We start from the raw sequence: 15,815 nt of genomic DNA, 5'->3' as shown, positions 1-15,815 counted from the left end.
GTCCCCAGGGGTGAAATGACCACACTGTGACCAGGCTGCCGCATCAACACAGACGTGCTGTCGCCCGGGTCGCCGGAGCGGCCTTACTCGCCACGGCCGGGATCGCCGGACCGCTGGCCGGTCCACCCACCGCACCGGCGGCTGCCGCCGTGCCGCCGGTCGCTGCCGCGCCGGCACCGCCGGCAGGTGCGCCCGTGCTGGCCGACCCGGTGCGGGACGAGCAGTGGCAGCTGACGGAGCTCGACGCCAAGGCCGCCTGGAAGGTCGCCACCGGCAGGGACGTCACCGTGGCAGTGATCGACTCCGGCGTCGACGCCTCGCACCCCGACCTCGCCGGGCAGGTCCTGTCCGGCATCGACCTGGTGGACGGGACCGGCAACGGGCAGACCGACCCGGTCGGTCACGGCACCACCGTCGCCGCGCTGATCGCCGGACGCAACGACGACAGCCGCGGGGTGGCCGGGCTGGCTCCCAAGGCCAAGATCCTGCCGGTCCGGGTGCTCGACGAGGAGAACCGCTACGACGACGCCCTGATCGTGGCGAAGGGCGTCCGCTGGGCGGTCGACAACGGCGCGCAGGTCGTGAACCTCTCCCTCGGCGGCACCGGCGACAGCCCGGCCCTCGCCGCCGCGCTCGACTACGCCTTCGCCCGCGACGTGGTCGTCGTCGCCTGCACCGGCAACCTCGGATCCTCTTCCGGCAAGCGGGTCTGGTACCCGGCCCGCGAGCCCGGCGTGGTCGCGGTGGCCGGCCTGGAACGGGAGAGCGACGCCCTCTGGTCGGGCTCGATCACCGGGCCGGAGACCGTACTCACCGCGCCGGCCACCAGCATCACCGGTGCGCGGCCGGGCGGCGTCTGGCGGGTGCAGGGCACCAGCTTCGCCGCTCCGCTGGTGGCTGCGGCGGCGGCGCTGGTCAGGTCGCACTGGCCGAAGATGTCCGCCGGTGACGTGGTCAACCGCCTGATCAGCACCGCCCGGGACGTCGGGCCGTCCGGCCGGGACGACCGGTTCGGCTTCGGTGTCGTCGACCCGGTCGCCGCGCTGAACGGCGAGGTTTCCAGCGTACGGGCCAATCCGCTGGACGACGGTGGGGCACCGCCCGGCGTGGCCGGGTTCGGCTCCGCCCCCGGTCAGGAACCGACGACTCCGCCCGCCGCCGAGCAACCCGAGGGGGTCGGCACGGCGGCATCCGGCAGCTCGGCCAACTGGGACGCCGAGCCGGCAGGCAATCAGGTCGTCCAACGGTTCTCCGGGCTCTGGGGCGGCGGGGCCGCCGCCCTCCTCGCCCTGGCCGTCGCCGCAGCGGCGCTCGCCCTCCGCCGCCGGTTCCGCCGCAACGGTTCCTGACGCCGCCCCGCCCCACGGTACGGCCGCCGGTCGCCGGTTCCGGGGTTATATCGGTTGTCAGGGCGCCGGTTGTCAGGTGCAGGCGCCGGTGCTGGTGACCCTGGTCCGCTCCAGGCCGGTTTCGGCGGTGGACCGGGCCTCGTCGGCGGTCACCGCGAAACCGGTGTTCGGGTCGTCCGCCGCCGCCGCGAAGATCACGCCGAGCACCTGCCCGTCGCGGGCCACCAGCGGGCCGCCCGAGTTTCCGCTCCGGACCAGGCCCCGGATCGTGTAGATCTCCCGGTTGACCCGGCCCGATTCGTAGATGTCCGGGCCGGCGATCTCCCCGACGTCCCGGATCCGGGCCGGCTGGGCATTGTAGGGGCCGTCCAGCGGAAACCCGAGCACGATGGCGTCGTCCTCGATATCCGCCTCGGCGGCGGCGAACGGCATGGCCGGCGCCTCCAGGCCCGGCACGTAGAGCACCGCCAGGTCGCGCTCCGGGTCGTAGACGACGACCCGGGCGTTGCGCCGGTCGCCGTCCAGCTCCACCCAGACGGTCCGGGTGCCGGCGACCACGTGCGCGTTGGTCATCACCCGGTCCTCGGCGTAGACGAAACCGGAGCCCTCGATCCGGCGGGAGCAACTGGGCGCCCTGCCGAGCACCTTGACGACCGAGCGCCGACCGTTCACCACGACCTGCGAACCGGCCAGCGCCGGGTCGGGCGAGGCCACCTCCCGGGACCGGGTCGGGGTCAGCCCGCCGAAGACGTCCGGGAAGCCGCGCGTGTCGACCGTGTCCCGCAACGCCTTGGACAGCGCCTGGGCCTCGGGCGGCAGCACCCGGTCCACCACGGTCAGCAGCGCGCTGTTGCGGACCGCGCTGGCCAGCCAGGGCAGCGAGGAGGAGGCCAGCGGGACGGCCACCAGCCAGGCCACCAGGAGTACGGCGAGCAGCGAGACGACCGCCCCGCCGATGTCGTCGGCCGTGCGGCCGGCCCGGCTGGTGATGGCGTGGCGCAGGTGTGAACCGAGCCAGCCGGCGAGGGCCTGGCCGAGCAACGCCAGTCCGAAGATCGAGACGAGCGCGACCACGACCCGGGTGGAGTTGCTGGAGAACTGCTCCGCGAGGAGCGGGCCGACCTGCAACCCGATCAGGGCGCCGCCGAAGAACCCGGTGAAGGAGAGCAGGCCGATGACGAACCCCTGCCGATAACCGCTGATCGCGAAGAGCAGCATGAGCAGGACCAGTACGACATCCACCACCGACACCCGTTAAGGGTACGGGGGAGACCTGAGAACCGCCGCCAGCGCTCCTGAACCCGCGCCGGACGCGGGCTCAGGAGAGTGGCGGGCCGGCCATCTTGTCCAACTCGGCGGGCTGCTCCTCGGTGCCGACCGCGGGAGTCGGTGGCGGGCTCGTCGGCGGCAGGTCCAGCACCCGCTCCTGCGACCAGGGCCGCGACCAGCCGGCCATCTCCAGCAACGCGGCGAGCACCCCGGCGGTGAAGCCCCAGACCAGCATGCCCCGGGACTGGAAGGCCGGACCGATCCAGCCGCTGGGATGGCGTACCCGGACCCGGTTGGCCGGATCGACCAGCTCGGCGATCGGCAGCCGGGCCACGTGCGCCACCTCGGCCGGCTCGCGGGGGTGCACCGGGTGCGGGCGGTGCCACCAGGCGAGCACCGGGGTGACGACGAAGTCGCTCACCGGGATCCAGAGCCGGGGGAGCTGGGCCAGCACGGTGACGCTGCCGGGGTCGAGGCCCACCTCCTCGTCCGCCTCGCGCAGGGCGGTCGCCGCCGCGTCCACGTCGTCCGGATCGCAGGCCCCGCCCGGAAAGGCGGGCTGGCCGGCGTGGGTACGCAGGGTCGCGGCCCGTTGCAGGATCAGGACGTCGAGCCCGTGCTCGGGCTGCTCGCCGAGGAGCACGAGCACGGCACTGGCCCGCCCACCGTCGGCCGGGGTGGGCACCCGGGTGAAGTCCTCGGTGCGGGCCGACCGGACCCGGGTGAGCAGCGGCTCGCACCACGCCGGAAGGTCGCGCCCGGTGTCGTGCCGGGTCTCGTGCTCGGTCACGACGGCACCGCCACCCCCAGGTGCCGCCGGACCAACGCGGTCAGCGCGGCGTCGTCGAGGGCGCCGGTTTCGTCCCGGTGCCGGATCCGCCCGTCGGCGTCCACGAAGAGGGTGATCGGCAGCACGGCGCGGCCGCCCAGCTCCCGCAGCAGCGTCTGGTCGCGGTCGTAGAGACTGGGAAACTCCAGCCCGAAGTCCACTCCGATCGACTCGGCCGCGGGCCAGCTGTCCCGGGTGTTCACGCCGATCACCCGGAGCCGGTCGCCGGCCCGGGCGGAGAGCCGCTGGAAGGCGGGAAGCTCCCGGCGGCACGGCGGGCACCACGAGGCCCAGAGGTTGATCACCGCCGGCCCACGCAGCTCGCCGACGGCGACCTCGGTCTCCCCGGAGAAGCAGGGCAGACGCACCGCCGGCAACGCCGATCCCGACCCCGCCGACGCCCCCGAGCCCGCCGACCTCCCCGGCACCGCGGGCGTCCCCGGCCCCGCCGACCTCCCCGGCACCGCGGGCGTCCCCGACCCCGCCGACATCCCCGGCACGGCCGGCGAGGTGCTGAGCGGGGCGGTCACGTCGCCACAGTCGGCGAACGCCGTCGTCGTGGCCCTTCCGTCGGCCGGCGCCGCGCCGGTCTCCGGCTCCGCGTCCCGCTCCGATCCGGTGCATGCGCCGGTGCCGGCGAGCAACGCCAACACCAGCAACGCCCCGGGCAGCGGTGACAGCGCCCCGCGCCGTGCCGGCACCCCACGCGGTGACAACGTCCCGCGCAGCGGCGGGCGTGTCACGGAACGTCGCCGACGGCGGCGGTCGCCGGCACCAGATCGGGATCGACCCCGGCCTGCACCGCCAGCTCGCGGGCCCGAGGGCCCTTGAGCAGTTTCGCGGCGGCGGCCGGGTCGGTCGGGCCGGTCCCGTAGGAGGGGCAGAGCCTGGCCAGGGTGCAGGCACCACAGGCGGGCTTGCGGGCGTGGCAGACCCGGCGACCGTGGAAGATCACCCGATGCGAGAGCATCGTCCAGTCGCGTCGCTCGAAGAGCGCCCCGACGGCATGCTCGATCTTGACCGGGTCGGTCTCGGTGGTCAGCTCCCAGCGGTGCACCAGCCGGTCGAAGTGGGTGTCGACGGTTATCCCGGGCACCCCGAAGGCGTTGCCGAGGATGACGTTCGCGGTCTTCCGCCCGATCCCGGGCAGGCTCACCAGGTCGGCCATCCGGCTCGGCACCTCGCCGCCGTACCCCTCGACGAGCTGCTGGCCCAGGTTGATCAGGGAGTTGGTCTTGTTCCGGAAGAAGCCGGTGGGCCGGATCATCTCCTCCAGCTCGGCCCGGTCCGCCCCGGCGTAGTCGGCCGCCGTCGGGTAGCGGGCGAAGAGCTTCGGTGTCACCTCGTTGACCCGCTGGTCGGTGCACTGGGCCGAGAGGATCGTCGCCACGGCCAGTTGCAGCGGGCCCTGGTGGTTGAGCTCGCAGTGTGCGTCGGGGTGCGTCTCGGTCAGCACCCGGCCGATCCGCCGGGCCCGCCGCTTGCGGCCAAGATCGGATTCCACGGTACGCCGGGTCGGCCGCGCCGCCCGGATCGCCCGGGTCGCCTCGCCCGGCGCGACTCCAACGTCGGCGGCGCCGGCCGAGTCGTCTCTCACACTCACGCCGGCCAGCCTACGTCGCCGCGCCGACACCACCGCCCGGGAGCCCGTGCGGCGCCGAACCCCGGGTTTGGCAGGGCTGAACCGCCGGTGGTACGGGGAACCTCCGGTCAGCTCGCGGCGGCCGGTGGCGAGATCTTGCCGTCCGCCGCCACCCGTGCCCCGGTCTTCGGGAAATCGGTCCTGCAGAGGTCCCGGACGAGGCCGGCGGAGCGCCGCTGCGGATCCATCGTCGGCTTGCCCGCCCCGTTCATGTACGTCGAGACGAGCTGCCCGCCCGCCCACTCACCCTCGGCGGTCAGCGACACCTTGAGCACGGCACCCCAGCCGAGCCGGCCGTTGTTGCTGAGCGTCCCGCCACCACCGGCGAAGTTGCCGAGGCTGTACGCGATCAGCCGCCCCTTGTAGAACTCCAGCGCCCGCATCACATGCGGCCCGTGCCCGACGACCAGGTCGGCACCGGCGTCGATCATCGAGTGCGAGAACTTGATCGGGTCGCCCCGGTTCTCGCCGAGAAACATCTCGGTGCCCGGCCGCACCCGGGTCTTGTCGGAGCCCTCACCGCCCATGTGCACCTGCACGACGACCAGGTCGGCCATGGTGGCCGCCTTCTGGATCACCTTCCTGGCGGAGCCGATGTCGATCAGGCTGTTGGACCAGACGTACGACGAGAAGCCCGCCACCGCGACCGTGACGCCCTCGACGTCGACCACCGTGATCTGGTCCGGCGCGCCGGTGTGCTCCAGGTCGTGCTTCTCCAGGGCCTCCTGGGTGTTCTCGTAGCCGGCCCTGCCGTAGTCGTACCCGTGGTTGTTGGCCTGGTTGAGCAGCTCGAAGCCGGCATCGGCGAGGTGCCCGGCGTACGACGGCGGCGCCCGGAACTGATGGCAGCGGGTGGAGTTGGCGCCGCACTTGGAGGTGCCGGTGTCGTCGGTCAGCGGCTCCTCGAGGTTGCCCATCACCAGGTCGGCGGCGAGCGCCTTCTTGACCGAGTCGAAGAAGCCCTTGCCGCCGCCGGACGGCAACCGCCCCGGCGCGTTGCCCATCACGATGTCCCCGGTCGCGGACATGGAGACGACCTTCGGCTCCGGCTCACCGGTGGGCGACGGAGCGGGGTCGCTGCCCCAGCTGGCGCTCGGCGCCGCCTCCGGAGCCGCGGCGTCGTCGCCCAGCATGTCGAAGGCGGCCACCCCGACCGCGCCCACACCGAGGAGCACGGCGAGCACGGCGGTCACCACGAGCGCGGTGCGGCCGGCTCCGCCGGACTTCCGGCGCGGCTTCGGCGGGGTCGGGTCGGTGTGGTACATCGCTCGGGAACAGTACCGGCATCCGGCAGGCGGGGCGACCACCGACCGGCCGATGTTCCCTCACTTCAACGTCACGGTCCCGGCGTCGCCGGCACCTGGAAGGCGCCGGACCAGGTGGCCGGGACGGTCACCGTCGAACCCGGCGCCTGGTGGGCGGGCACGGTCAACCTCGTCCCGGCCGGAATCCGCAGCACCTGCCCGGCGGCGGTCCGGACGGTGAGGCTGCGCGGCAGGTCGACCTTGAACGCGACCCGACCGGGGTTGGCGTGGAGCTTCACGATGAGGTGTGCCCAGGGCGCGCCCGCTGGGGGGCGCACCCCGCTTGTCGTCGTACCGGCTCAGTTCGACCTCGATGTCGACGTCGATCAGGGCGTCCCGGCCCAGGCCCGGCTCGCGGTGGGGCAGGGTGACGTGGTCCGCCAGACGCAGTCCGCCCGAGGCGACGGGCCGGTCCGCCGGGGGCGGTGTCGGGCAGGCTACCGCACGGGATCCGGGAGCGGGGGACGCCTACCGGTGCGACCAGGGGACGGTGGGCCGGGCGCCGCCGTCGCGTACGGCCCGGTGGGCGGCGCGGGCCAGCGGGGCGCCCCAGCGTGACCGTGGGCCACCGTACGGGGCCGGGCGGCCGTCGGGTGGGCAGAGCAGGGTCACCGCGTCGGTGGCGGTGCCGGTGGCCGGCAACCCCAGCTCGCACAGCGCCTGCGCCTTCGCCTCGGTGACCGTGGCGACGGCGTTGACCAGGGCGGCGTCACCCAGCCGCTCCGGCAGCAGCGCGACGATGTTGACCGTCCCGACGGGCCGGGGGTCGACGTGCCCGGCTCCGGGGGCGGGATCGGCCGCCGCCCAGATCGGGGCACCGAGACCGATCGTGGCCCAGACCCGGACACCGGCGTCGTCGGCGGTCACCACCTCGGCGACGTCGACGCCGGTGAGCAGCCCGACCCCGGGTCCGCGCAGGTCGAGCAGGTCGGCCAGCTCGCCGAGGTGGACGTCCGGGTCGTCCCGTCCGTACGACATCGGCACGGTCGCGTTGACCACCCAGTGCCGTACGCCGATCCCGCCGCCGAGTGGGCCGGAGCTGACCGCCAGCACCGGCCGGTCGAGCCGCCAGACCAGCAGCGGGACGTCCCGACCGTCCTCGGGGCGAGAGGTGAGCAGCGGATCCGTGGGCACCGGACGACCCTACGGTCCGGGCCCGACCGACCTCCCGCCCGGCCGGGCGGGTTCGTCGGCTCCCGGCCCGGCGGGCGGTGGACCCGCCCGCCCGGACACACCCTGCGCCAAACCGGGCGCACCCCCGGCCCATCTGGGGTTACGCTGCCCCGTACCAGATCAAGATTCCAGGGGTGCTCCTCCGATTACTCTTCACATGCGCCTAGACTTGGCGACGCGCGCCGGAACACCGGCCGGAACTCGGCCGCGGACGGCTCGCGCGGGCGGAGGTGCGCGATGGACGAGGTATTGGCTCGGAGCGGGATCTTCCAGGGCGTGGACCCCGAGGCTGCCGAGGCACTCGCGAAGGACATGGAGACGATCGAGGTTCGCAAGGGCGAGATCGTCTTCAACGAGGGCGAACCGGGCGACAGCCTCTATATCGTCCTGAGCGGCAAGATCAAGGTTGGCCGACGGGCCGCCGACGGCCGGCAGAACCTGATCGCCGTGATGGGCCCCTCCGACATGGTCGGCGAGCTCTCCCTCTTCGACCCCGGCCCGCGTACGGCCACGGCCACCGCCGTGATCGACACCCGCCTCGCCCGGCTGCGCAAGCAGGCGCTCCGCCCCTGGCTGAACAACCGCCCGGAGATCGCCGAGCAGTTGCTCCGGGTGCTCGCCCGCAGGCTGCGCCGGACGAACGACAACCTGGCCGACCTGATCTTCACCGACGTGCCCGGCCGGGTGGCGAAGAACCTGCTCCAGATGGCGGGCCGGTTCGGCACCCGGGACGGCGGCGTGCTCCGGGTCACGCACGACCTGACCCAGGAGGAGATCGCCCAGCTCGTCGGCGCCTCCCGGGAGACCGTCAACAAGGCACTCGCCGACTTCGCCTCGCGCGGCTGGCTCCGCCTCGACGGCAAGAGCATCATCATCCTCGACCCGGAACGCCTGGCCCGCCGCGCCCGCGTCTAACCCACACACACACACGCCAAACCGCCCCCCCACCCCCACCCCCACCCCCTCCTCAACTGCAAGATCGCAGATCTTGGAACCGGAACGTCGCCATAGCGGCACTCACATTCCTAGATCTGCGATCTTGGTGTTTGGCAGAAACAAGCAGGCTTGACTGTTTGTTTCTGAGCCGGCAGGGTGGATGCCGTGTCCACCAACCCGAGCCGTACTCCGCAGCGGGAGCGCAGCCGGGCCACCCAGGCCCGGGTGCTGGAAGCGACCGTGGAGTGCCTGGTCGAGCGGGGCTGGTCGGGCACCACCACCACGGTGGTCGCGGCGCGGGCCGGGGTGTCCCGGGGTGCCCAGCTGCACCACTACCCGACCAAGACGGCCCTGGTGGTGGCTGCGGTCGAGCACCTGGCCGAGCGACGGGCGGCGGAGATCCGCGCCGAGGCGGCCGGCCTGCCACGCGGCCCGGAACGGCTCGACCAGGTCATCGACATGCTGGCCAGCGCCTTCACCGGCCCGCTCTTCGTCGCCGCTCTGGAACTCTGGGTCGCCGGGCGGACCGATCCGGAGTTGCGGAACGCGCTGGTGCCGCTGGAGGCTCTCGTCGGCCGCGAGATGCACCGGCTCACCGTCGATCTGCTCGGCGCCGACGAACGGCGGCCGGGGGTGCGCGAGGCGATCCAGGCAACCCTCGACCTGCTGCGCGGGCTCGGCGTGGCCAACCTGCTCTCCGACGACTCGACCCGCCGCGCCGCCCTGCTCGGCCTCTGGAAACGCCAACTCGCCTCGATCGTCGCCACCCCTCGAGGAGACCGCCACACCGGCAAGGAGTTCCGCATGGTCGATCTCGACAACCTGCTGACCGACCTGGACGCCGAGTCGTCCGCCCTGGAATCCATGGTCGTCGACCTGCCCGAGACGGAGTGGGCCCGGCCCACCCCCGCAGCGGGCTGGACCGTCGCGCACCAGATCGCGCACCTGGCCTGGACCGATCATGTCACCACACTGGCCGCCACCGACCCCGACGGGTTCACCGAGTGGCTCCGGCGGGCGACGGACGATCCACACAACTTCGTCGACAAGGGTGCGGAGGAATTCCTGGCACCCGTACCGGAGCTGCTGCAACGCTGGCGGGCGAGCCGGGCGGCCCTGCGCCGGGCGCTGCGTGACCTGCCGCCCGGGGCGAAGATCCCGTGGTACGGCACGCGGATGTCGGCCACCTCCACGGCCACCGCCCGGATCATGGAGACCTGGGCGCACGGCGAGGACGTGGCGGACGCGCTCGGCATCACCCGTACGCCGACCGCCCGGCTCCGGCACGTCGCCTACCTCGGCGCCCGGACGATCGGGCACGCCTTCGCCACGCGCGGCCGCCCGGTCCCGGACACACCCGTACGCGTCGAACTGACCGGCCCCGACGGCGGCCTCTGGCAGTTCGGACCGCCCGACGCGGCGGACCGGATCACCGGGCCGGCGCTGGACTTCTGCCTGCTCGTCACCCGGCGCCGCCACCACACCGACCTGGCCCTGGTCACGGTCGGGCCGGTCGCCACGGAATGGCTCGGCATCGCCCAGGCATTCGCCGGCCCGCCCGGCGCCGGCCGGCAACCCGCCGGCAACCGCGAGCCGGGTGGGGCGGTGCGGTGATCGGCGCCGACCCCGACGTGCTGCGGATCGGCAACGCCTCCGGGTTCTACGGTGACCGGTCCAGTGCCTGGCGGGAGATGCTCGACGGTGGCGACCTCGACGTGCTGACCGGCGACTACCTGGCCGAGCTGACCATGCTGATCCTCGGCCGCGACCGGCAGCGCGACCCGGGGCTCGGCTACGCCCGCACCTTCCTCCGCCAGCTCGAACCCTGCCTCGGCACCGCGCTGGAACGTGGCGTCCGGATCGTGACCAACGCCGGCGGGCTCAACCCGGCCGGGCTGGCGACCGCGCTGCGCGACCTCACCGACCGGCTCGGGCTGCCCGCCCGGATCGGGTACGTCGAAGGCGACGCCCTCGATCACCCCGGCGCCCTCACCGCCAACGCCTACCTCGGGGCGTTCGGCATCGCCGCCTGCCTTGCGGCCGGGGCGCAGATCGTGGTGACCGGTCGGGTCACCGATGCCTCGCTCACGGTCGGCCCGGGGATCGCCCACTTCGGCTGGAGCCGCGCCGACCTCGACCCGCTCGCCGGGGCGACCGTCGCCGGCCACCTGCTGGAGTGCGGCGCCCAGGTCACCGGCGGCAACTTCAGCTTCTTCACCGAACTGCCGGACGGCGGCCGCCGCCCCGGCTTCCCCGTCGCCGAACTGCGCCGGGACGGCTCGGCGGTGCTCACCAAACATCCGGGCACCGGCGGCGCGGTCACCCGGGAGACGGTCACCGCCCAACTGCTCTACGAGATCGCCGGCCCGGACTACCTCGGCCCGGACGTGGTGAGCCGGCTCGACACGGTCACCCTGGCCGACGCCGGGCCGGACCGGGTACGGGTCACCGGGGTCCGTGGCACGCCTCCGCCACCAACCGTCAAGGTCGGGGTGACCCGGCTGGGCGGCTTCCGCAACTCGATGACATTTGTCCTCTGTGGACTTGAGATCGAGGCGAAGGCGGCACTGGTCCGGGCCCAGCTCACCGAGGCGATCGGGGCCGAAGGGCTGGAGTTCGCGCTCGCCCGTACCGACCACGCCGACGCCGCGGACACCGAGACGGCGAGCGCGCTGCTGCACGTACACCTGACCGACGGTGACCCGAAGCGGGCCGGGCGGGTCTTCTCGGCCGCCGCCGTGGAACTGGTCCTGGCCTCCTACCCCGGCTGCACCCTTACCACCCCGCCCGGCGACGCCAGCCCGTTCGGTGTCTTCGCCGCCGAGGAGGTCGGCCAGGACGAGGTACGCCACCTCGCCGTGCTGCCCTCCGGTGAGCGGCGCGACATCGCGGCTCCGACGGTCACCGCCCGGCACGACGACCAGCCCGGCACCGACCAGCCCGGGAGCGGGTTGACCAGCGGCGGGCCGGAAGGAAGCGAGGCGACCGGCAGCGGGTCGGACCGCAGCGAGGCGACCGGCAGCGGGTCGGATGGAGCCGGGCAGACCCGGCGGGCGGCGCTCGGGGCGGTGGTCGGCGCCCGCTCCGGCGACAAGGGCGGCGACGCCAACCTCGGCGTCTGGGCCCGCTCGGCCGCCGGATACCGCTGGCTGCTCGGCTGGCTGACCGTCGAACGGCTGCGCATCCTGCTGCCCGAGACGGCCGGGCTCGCCGTGCGCCGCCACGAGCTGCCGAACCTGCGGGCGGTCAACTTCGTCATCGCCGGCCTGCTCGGCGCCGGAGCCGCCGGCTCGACCCGGTTCGACCCGCAGGCCAAGGCGCTCGGCGAGCTCCTGCGGGCCCGCATCGTCGAGCTGCCGGCCGCGCTGCTCGATGCACCAGCCGGCACCGACGCCGAGAGGAACGAAGCGTGAGTGTGTTGCGGACGGCCGTCGATCCGGCGGCTGCGGCGTACCGGGAGAACCGGGGCGCGATGCTGGCGCGGCTGGCGGAGCTGGAGAGCGCGCTGGACGCCGCCCGGGCCGGTGGCGGGGAGAAGTACGTGACCCGGCACCACGACCGGGGCAAACTCCTGGCCCGGGAACGGATCGAGCTGCTGCTCGACCGGGACGCGCCCTTCCTGGAACTCTCCCCCGTCGCCGCCTGGGGCACCGACTTCCCGACCGGCGCCAGCGTGGTCACCGGAATCGGGGTGGTCGAGGGCGTCGAGTGCGTCATCGTCGCCAACGACCCGACCGTACGCGGCGGCGCGATCAACCCGTACACGCTGCGGAAGACCCGGCGGGCCGGCGAGATCGCCGCCGCGAACCGGCTGCCGCTGGTGAACCTGGTCGAGTCCGGCGGGGCCGACCTGCCCAGCCAGGCCGAGATCTTCATCCCCGGCGGAGAGGTGTTCCGGGACCTGACCCGGCTCTCCGCCGCTCGGATCCCCACCATTTCGGTGGTCTTCGGCACCGCCACGGCCGGTGGCGCCTACGTGCCGGGGATGTCCGACCACACCATCATGGTGCGCGACCGGGCGAAGGTCTTCCTGGCCGGGCCGCCGCTGGTCAAGATGGCCACCGGCGAGGACGCCGACGACGAGTCGTTGGGCGGCGCCGCCATGCACGCCGGCACCTCCGGGCTCGCCGACTTCGTCGCCGCCGACGAGCGGGACGGACTGCGGCTGGCCCGGCGGTGCGTACGCCGGCTCAACTGGCGCAAGCAGGGCCCGCCGCCCGGCCGCGCGACGCCCGAGCCGCCGAAGTACGACCCGGAGGAGCTGCTCGGCATCGCCAGCGGCGACCTGCGGGTGCCGTTCGACCCGCGCGAGGTGCTGGCCCGGATCCTGGACGGCTCCGACTTCGACGAGTTCAAGCCGGCCTACGGGCGTGCCCTGGCCACCGGCTGGGGCAGCCTGCACGGCTATCCGGTCGGCATCCTGGCGAACGTGCAGGGAGTCCTCTTCTCCGCCGAGGCGCAGAAGGCGGCCCAGTTCATCCAGCTCGCCAACTCCGCCGACACCCCGCTGCTGTTCCTGCAGAACACCACCGGCTACATGGTCGGCACCGAGTACGAGCAGCACGGCATCATCAAGCACGGCGCGTTGATGATCAACGCGGTGTCGAACTCGACGGTGCCGCACCTGACCGTCAACCTCGGCGCGTCGTACGGGGCGGGCAACTACGGCATGTGCGGCCGGGCGTACGAGCCGCGCTTCCTCTTCACCTGGCCGAACGCCAGGTCGGCGGTGATGGGGCCGGCGCAGCTCGCCGGGGTGCTCTCGATCGTGGCCCGGCAGGCCGCGCAGGCCAGGGGACGGCCGTACGACGAGGACTCCGACGCCGCGATGCGGGCCACGGTGGAGCGGCAGGTCGAGGCGGAGTCGGCGGCGCTGTACCTCTCCGGCCGGCTCTACGACGACGGCGTCATCGACCCCCGGGACACCCGCACGATCCTCGGCCTCTGCCTCTCCGCCATCCACAGCGGACCAGTTTCCGGCGCCCACACCTTCGGCGTCTTCCGCCACTGACGTGCAAGGTGCAAGGAAGGGCCCCCGCTTATCGCATTCTGTTGTACAGGGGGCCCTTCCCAACACATCACCCGGTCCGAGCCCGACATCGACAGGAGGAGTGGCGGATGATCCGCAGACTGCTGGTGGCGAACCGGGGCGAGATCGCCCGACGCATCTTCGCCACCTGCCGGTCGCTCGGCATCGAGACGGTCGCCGTGTATTCCGACCCGGACGCCGACGCGCCGCACGTGGCCGAGGCCGACTACGCGGTACGGCTTCCCGGCGCCGCGCCGGTCGACACGTACCTGCGGGTGGATCTGCTGGTCGCGGCGGCCGAGCGGGCCGGTGCCGACGCGGTGCACCCCGGCTACGGCTTCCTCGCCGAGCACGCCGGCTTCGCCGCCGCGGTCGGCGACGCCGGCCTGACCTGGGTCGGCCCGCCGGCCAAGGCGATCGCGGCGATGGGCGACAAGACCGAGGCCAAGGCGCTGCTCGCCGACGCGGGCGTGCCGATGCTGCCGACGTACTCCGCCGCCGAGCAGGTGACCGCGTTTCCGGTGCTGGTCAAGGCGGCGGCCGGTGGGGGCGGGCGCGGGATGCGGATCGTCCGGGACCCCGGCGAGCTGGCCGGGGCGATCGAGTCGGCCCGGCGCGAGGCCGCCGCCGCGTTCGGCGACGGCACGGTCTTCGTCGAGCCGTACGTCGAGCGGGCCCGCCACGTCGAGGTGCAGATCGTCGCCGACGCGCACGGCACCGTGCTCTCCCTCGGGGAACGCGAGTGCTCGATCCAGCGCCGGCACCAGAAGATCGTCGAGGAGGCGCCCTCGGTGGCGGTCACGCCGCAGGTGCGTACCGCCCTGGCGGAGGCGGCGGTCGCCGCCGCCCGCGCCGTCGGCTATCTGGGGATGGGCACCGTCGAGTTCCTGCTCACCCCGGCCGGCGAGTTCCACTTCCTGGAGATGAACACCCGGCTCCAGGTCGAGCACGCGGTCACCGAGTGCGTCACCGGCACCGACCTGGTCCGGCTGCAGCTGCTGGTCGCCGAGGGTGGTGCGCTGCCGCCGGCCGCACCGCCGGTCACCGGACACGCGATCGAGGTACGCCTCTGCGCCGAGGATCCCACCGCCGACTGGCTACCGGCCGCCGGCACGTGGCACCGGTTCGCCGTACCGGGGGTGACCGTCGAGTTCCGTCCCGATCCGCGGCGCGACGCCGGGCTGCGGCTCGACACCGGAGTGCGGGACGGCTCCGTCGTCGGCATGCACTACGACTCGATGGTCGCCAAGCTGATCGCCTGGGCGCCGACCCGGGACGAGGCGGTCCGCGCGCTGGCCACCGCGCTGCGTCGGGCGGAGTTGCACGGCGTGACGACCAACCGGGACCTGCTGGTCCGGGTGCTGCGTTCGGCGGAGTTCCGGGCCGCCGAGATCGACACCGGCTTCCTCGGTCGTCATCCGGAGGTCTTCGCTCCGCTGATGCCCGCGGGCCGGGTCGGGCTGGCCTGCCTGGCCGCCGCGCTGGCCGGGGCAGCCGCCCGCCGGGCCGGCGCGCCGGTGCTCGGCACCCTCCCCTCCGGCTGGCGCAACGTACCGAGCGGGCCGCAGGTCGTCGGGTACGCCACCCCGACCGGTCCGGTGGAGGTGGCCTACCGCCTGGACCGCTCCGGGGAGCTGCTCGACTGGCAGTTCCGGCCGCTCACTGCCGTGCCGGCCGAGCGGGCGGGGCCGGCCGAGCGGGCGGGGCCGGCCGAACAGGCGGAGCCGGCCGAACAGGCGGAGCCGGCCGAGCGGGCCGAGTCGGCCGAGCGGGCGGGGCCGGCCGAGCGGGGCGAGCCGGTAGGGCCGGCCGAGCGGGGCGAGCAGGTAGGGCGGGTCGAGCGGGGCGGGCCGGCCGGGGTGGTGGTGCTCGATGCCGGACCGTCCCGCACCGTCGTGGCCGTCGACGGCGTGCGGCTCGCCTTCGCCGTACACCGGGTGGGTGACGTCTCCTACGTGGATGGTCCGGACGGTTCGGTCGTACTGACCGAGCTGCCCCGGTTTGCCGAGCCGACACCCGCGCTGGCCGAGGGCTCGCTGCTGGCGCCCATGCCGGGTGTGGTCGGCCGACTGCTGGTGGCGGCCGGGCAGCGGGTCACCGCCGGTGAGCCGCTGCTCGTGCTGGAGGCGATGAAGCTCGAACATCCGGTCACCGCCCCGTCCGCCGGGGTGGTGACCGAACTTCGGGTCGCCGCGGGCTCCCAGGTGGAGACCGGTGCGGTGCTCGCCGTGGTCACGCCCGAGCAGCCGCCCGGCGCCGCAGACCCCGGACCCTAGTCACCCGC

General features: G+C 73.9%; 13 protein-coding genes and 1 pseudogene. 7 read left to right on the top strand and 7 right to left on the bottom strand.

Annotated elements, in window-relative coordinates:
- Positions 1–35: 35 nt before the first annotated feature.
- Positions 36–1,349, top strand: coding sequence for a type VII secretion-associated serine protease mycosin (mycP, locus tag ACN27G_RS33050; RefSeq protein WP_421497560.1), 1,314 nt, complete (start codon positions 36–38; stop codon positions 1,347–1,349).
- Between the two features lie 72 nt (positions 1,350–1,421).
- Here mycP and ACN27G_RS33045 read toward each other — a convergent pair whose 3' ends face one another.
- The 7 genes from ACN27G_RS33045 to ACN27G_RS33015 all read right to left on the bottom strand — a co-directional run bounded on the left by ACN27G_RS33045 (position 1,422) and on the right by ACN27G_RS33015 (position 7,527).
- A complete protein-coding gene (locus tag ACN27G_RS33045; RefSeq protein ID WP_421496561.1) occupies positions 1,422–2,600 on the bottom strand; it encodes a MarP family serine protease in 1,179 nt (392 codons plus the stop codon).
- 67 nt (positions 2,601–2,667) lie between these two features.
- Positions 2,668–3,408: an NUDIX hydrolase gene (locus ACN27G_RS33040; protein WP_421496560.1), complete on the bottom strand. Its 741-nt coding sequence runs from the start codon at positions 3,406–3,408 to the stop codon at positions 2,668–2,670.
- Positions 3,405–4,127 (bottom strand): TlpA family protein disulfide reductase, encoded by a 723-nt coding sequence (locus ACN27G_RS33035; RefSeq protein ID WP_421497559.1) that lies wholly within the window; start codon positions 4,125–4,127, stop codon positions 3,405–3,407. The genes ACN27G_RS33040 and ACN27G_RS33035 overlap by 4 nt, the downstream gene beginning before the upstream one ends.
- A gap of 59 nt (positions 4,128–4,186) precedes the next feature.
- The gene (nth, locus tag ACN27G_RS33030; RefSeq protein WP_421497558.1) at positions 4,187–4,981 is read right to left on the bottom strand and encodes an endonuclease III; all 795 of its coding nucleotides are present in this window, start codon (positions 4,979–4,981) and stop codon (positions 4,187–4,189) included.
- A gap of 176 nt (positions 4,982–5,157) precedes the next feature.
- Entirely contained in the window at positions 5,158–6,354 is a 1,197-nt protein-coding gene (locus tag ACN27G_RS33025; RefSeq protein ID WP_421496559.1) for a CapA family protein, read from the bottom strand.
- 71 nt (positions 6,355–6,425) lie between these two features.
- Positions 6,426–6,671, bottom strand: coding sequence for a hypothetical protein (locus tag ACN27G_RS33020; protein ID WP_421496558.1), 246 nt, complete (start codon positions 6,669–6,671; stop codon positions 6,426–6,428).
- Between the two features lie 190 nt (positions 6,672–6,861).
- A complete protein-coding gene (locus ACN27G_RS33015) occupies positions 6,862–7,527 on the bottom strand; it encodes an adenosylcobinamide amidohydrolase (protein WP_421496557.1) in 666 nt (221 codons plus the stop codon).
- A 276-nt stretch (positions 7,528–7,803) separates the two neighbouring features.
- Here ACN27G_RS33015 and ACN27G_RS33010 point away from each other — a divergent pair, with 276 nt between their 5' ends.
- From ACN27G_RS33010 to ACN27G_RS32985, 6 genes and pseudogenes are all read left to right on the top strand, one after another.
- Positions 7,804–8,481, top strand: a complete 678-nt coding sequence (locus tag ACN27G_RS33010; protein WP_192766500.1) for a Crp/Fnr family transcriptional regulator — start codon at positions 7,804–7,806, stop codon at positions 8,479–8,481.
- A 186-nt stretch (positions 8,482–8,667) separates the two neighbouring features.
- Positions 8,668–9,270, top strand: a pseudogene (locus ACN27G_RS33005) (TetR/AcrR family transcriptional regulator); the annotation flags it as partial.
- Between the two features lie 36 nt (positions 9,271–9,306).
- Positions 9,307–10,116, top strand: coding sequence for a TIGR03084 family metal-binding protein (locus ACN27G_RS33000; RefSeq protein ID WP_421497557.1), 810 nt, complete (start codon positions 9,307–9,309; stop codon positions 10,114–10,116).
- Between the two features lie 77 nt (positions 10,117–10,193).
- A complete protein-coding gene (locus ACN27G_RS32995; RefSeq protein WP_421497556.1) occupies positions 10,194–11,915 on the top strand; it encodes an acyclic terpene utilization AtuA family protein in 1,722 nt (573 codons plus the stop codon).
- 59 nt (positions 11,916–11,974) lie between these two features.
- Entirely contained in the window at positions 11,975–13,513 is a 1,539-nt protein-coding gene (locus ACN27G_RS32990) for an acyl-CoA carboxylase subunit beta (protein WP_421497555.1), read from the top strand.
- 107 nt (positions 13,514–13,620) lie between these two features.
- Positions 13,621–15,807, top strand: a complete 2,187-nt coding sequence (locus ACN27G_RS32985; protein WP_421496556.1) for a biotin carboxylase N-terminal domain-containing protein — start codon at positions 13,621–13,623, stop codon at positions 15,805–15,807.
- Positions 15,808–15,815 lie beyond the last annotated feature (8 nt).

Origin of the sequence: Plantactinospora sp. WMMB334 (assembly GCF_049179095.1) — a bacterium.
Classification (GTDB): domain Bacteria; phylum Actinomycetota; class Actinomycetes; order Mycobacteriales; family Micromonosporaceae; genus Plantactinospora.
The sequence above is the reverse complement of the archived record's forward strand: the minus strand, read 5'-3'. Positions and strand labels throughout refer to the sequence as shown.